Origin of the sequence: Ilyobacter sp., from assembly GCF_041583315.1 — a bacterium.
Lineage (GTDB): Bacteria > Fusobacteriota > Fusobacteriia > Fusobacteriales > Fusobacteriaceae > Ilyobacter.
Map to the genome: position 1 here is coordinate 1 of NZ_JBFHGC010000344.1, position 3,203 is coordinate 3,203.

The window sequence follows — 3,203 nt, forward strand, 5'->3', positions numbered from 1 at the left end:
GAACCGAGGACTGTAGCTTACAAAGGCGTTAAAAGAAACATCTACTTCCTAGACATTTGAAAACTCTTGACCTTTTGGTTACTTTTCTGTCAAGAGAAAAGTAACACTGGGTAAATTCAGTAATTTATATTTATTTATGATAATGCTAGAAAGTTAAATTTTATAAAAAAATCCCTTGAATCTTTATTCAATGGGATTTTTTTATTTGAGTTTTTTATTTTTTAGAGAATTATTGTGTCTCCAGAAAAAGTTGTTTTTACTTCTGTATTATTTAATAACTTTGAAATTTCTTCTACTACAACTTTATTTGTGCAGTGTATAGGATAAAATATATCTATGTTCTCTTTTTTTAAAAAATCAATGGATTTATAGGTAGCATCGTCTAATCTTAATAGGTGGAGCCCCCCTATAACAGCATAAACCTTTTCTACACCTGTTACTTCTTTTGTATATTTGATTATATTGCATACACCTGAATGGGAGCACCCGGGTATTACCACAAGTCCTTTTTCAGTGGTGATGACAACTGCTGAATCATCTAGAACAAAGTCATCCTCTCCGTTTTCAAGTTTAAAAGGAGTAGTTTTACTTTCAAAATCATTTTCTCTGGGGATCTCTCCTAAGAAAAATATATTTTCAGATAATTTATAAGGTTCTTTAGACAGTGTCAGATCAAATTTTAATTTAGCTTTTTCCAGAGAGATGTGAAGTCCTAGATAGGAATCGTCTCTTTTTCGAAACCTCTTTATAAATGAATCCGGATGGCAGATAAGTTTTTTTCCTCTTATAAACCTCAGACCGTCTCCGTGGTCGAAATGCCCGTGACTGAGAACTATACAGTCTAAATCATTAATAGATACCCCCATTTTAGAGGCATTTTCTAAAAAAAGTGATGTTTCTCCTGTGTCTAGCAATATTTTTTTATCATCAGCCTCTATATATAGTGAAATTCCTTTTTCTCCCATACATAGATCTCCCGAGTTATTCTCGACTAATACTTTTATTTTCATTCTTACCTTCTTTCGAATTATTTTTATTTTTCAATGTAACTGCTTAAGTCTACAGAAGTTTTCTCTATAAATCAAGATTTCTTAATGTTTTTCAGCTTAAAATTAATAATAAATTAAAAAATAAAAAAAACTATATAAAATAAGATTCATGTGTACTAATTATACAAATGTGTCCACAAATAAAAATCTACTGTCTTGACATCTTAAAAAAGGAGAGGTATAATATACAAGTTATATTAAAAAAGAATTAATTATAAATTATAAAAATTATAAAAATTTTAATTAAAACATAATAAAAAATTAAAAGTGGGAGGATTTACATTGGGAATTTTAACTTGGATTATTAACACTGGAAACACGATACTTTGGTCTTATGTGCTTATCGTATTACTTATAGGGGCTGGACTTTACTTCACTATAGTAAACAGGTTTGTTCAGTTTAAATTTATAAAAGAGATGGTGAGACTTCTGGCTGAAGGAACTTCTAGCGAAACTGAAGGGGGAATATCTTCTTTCCAGGCTTTCTGTATGAGTACAGCTTCTAGGGTAGGGACAGGAAACCTTGCCGGAGTAGCTATAGCAGTGGTAGCAGGAGGTCCTGGAGCAGTTTTCTGGATGTGGGTAATCGCACTTATAGGAGCTGCATCTGCATTTGTAGAGAGTACACTTGCACAGATATATAAGGAAGAGGCTCCAGACGGATTTAGAGGTGGACCTGCATATTATATGGAAAAGGCCCTTGGAAACAGAAACCTGGGAATAGCTTTCTCTATACTTATAACAATTTGTTTCGGACTTGTGTTCAATTCTGTTCAGTCAAACACAATTTCTCTTGCATTCCAGGAAGCCTTTGGAACTGCCAGAATGACTACAGGGATAGTGATAACAGTTCTTACAGGGGTTATTATATTTGGTGGAGTCAAGAGAATAGCAAGATTTACAGAGGCCATCGTTCCTGTGATGGCTGTGGCTTATGTAGCTATTGCTATGTTTGTAATAGTAAAGAATTTTACAATGATACCTTCGATCTTCAAGCTTATAGTTGAAAGTGCTTTCGGATTGAAGCAAGCTGCCGGAGGAGCCATGGGAGCAGCTGTAATGATGGGAATAAAAAGAGGACTCTTCTCAAATGAGGCCGGAATGGGATCAGCACCAAATGCAGCAGCAACTGCTGAAGTATCTCACCCGGTTAAACAGGGTCTTATCCAGGCTTTGGGTGTGTTTACAGATACCATAATAATCTGTTCTGCCACTGCATTTATGATACTAATTTCCGGAGTTTATACTCAAGGTGATTTAGGTGGAATACAGCTTACACAGGTTGCACTTACTTCACAGGTAGGAGCATGGGGAAGTCTGTTTGTTGCAGTGTGTATATTCCTGTTTGCTTTCAGTTCTATCATAGGAAATTATTATTACGGAGAATCTAATATTGAATTTATAAACAGTGACAGTAAGTGGCTGTTCATTTACAGAGCCGCTGTACTGTTCATGGTTGGTTTTGGTTCTATCGCAAAGCTGGCTATAGTATGGGATATGGCAGATCTTTTCATGGGGCTTATGGCTCTTCTGAATATCTACGCTATAATGAAACTTGCTCCTATTGCCAAGATAGCCCTTGATGATTATACAAGACAAAAAAAACAGGGAAAAAATCCTGTATTCAATCCTGGCTCTCTTGGAATAGTAAAGGGTGTCCAGTGCTGGAAAGGTAAAAAATCTAAAGTTCAGGTTAAAGAAGAATTAGAATTAGTATAAAATAAATTTTATTAAGGCCGGTCTCAGTGACCGGCCTTTTTTAGTTTAAACTATAATATTCTGAAGATCAAAGGAATTTACTCATAAGACAGAATAGAGTAAAAAAGAGCTGAAATTTTTATCTTTTGAAAAGGTGGCGAAAACAGATGAAGAAAATATATATATTTCTATTTTTAGTTGTTGTTTCTGAAGTTTTCCCACTGGATTATTTTGGGGAAATAGAGGGAACTCAGAGGTTTAAATCCTATAATAACAGCAGTGGTTCTCTAGAACTAATACTAGGAGCAGAACATGAGGAAGAAAACTGGTATTCTCAGATCTCACTGAGGGCACAGGATGACTCAGAGGACCCATTGGACCTCTATAGGGCTTATGTAGAGCTCTACGGAGATTCTCTCACCTTCAGCGCAGGGCGGCAGATGATAGTTTGGGGAA

3 protein-coding genes are annotated in these 3,203 nt (G+C 35.1%); 2 read left to right on the forward strand and 1 reads right to left on the reverse strand.

The genetic code is table 11. The annotated features are described in order from the left end of the window. Nucleotides 1-221 precede the first annotated feature (221 nt). Nucleotides 222-1,010, reverse strand: coding sequence for an MBL fold metallo-hydrolase (locus ABZA26_RS11070; RefSeq protein WP_372714588.1), 789 nt, complete (start codon nt 1,008-1,010; stop codon nt 222-224). A gap of 321 nt (nt 1,011-1,331) precedes the next feature. On the opposite strand from ABZA26_RS11070, the gene ABZA26_RS11075 reads away from it, so the two are divergent. Next, nucleotides 1,332-2,768 carry an alanine/glycine:cation symporter family protein gene (locus tag ABZA26_RS11075; RefSeq protein WP_372714589.1) on the forward strand — a complete coding sequence of 479 codons (1,437 nt, stop codon included), beginning with the start codon at nt 1,332-1,334 and terminating at the stop codon, nt 2,766-2,768. 146 nt (nt 2,769-2,914) lie between these two features. Further along, nucleotides 2,915-3,203, forward strand: a 289-nt coding sequence (locus tag ABZA26_RS11080; RefSeq protein WP_372714590.1) for a hypothetical protein, incomplete at its 3' end; no start/stop codon positions are given.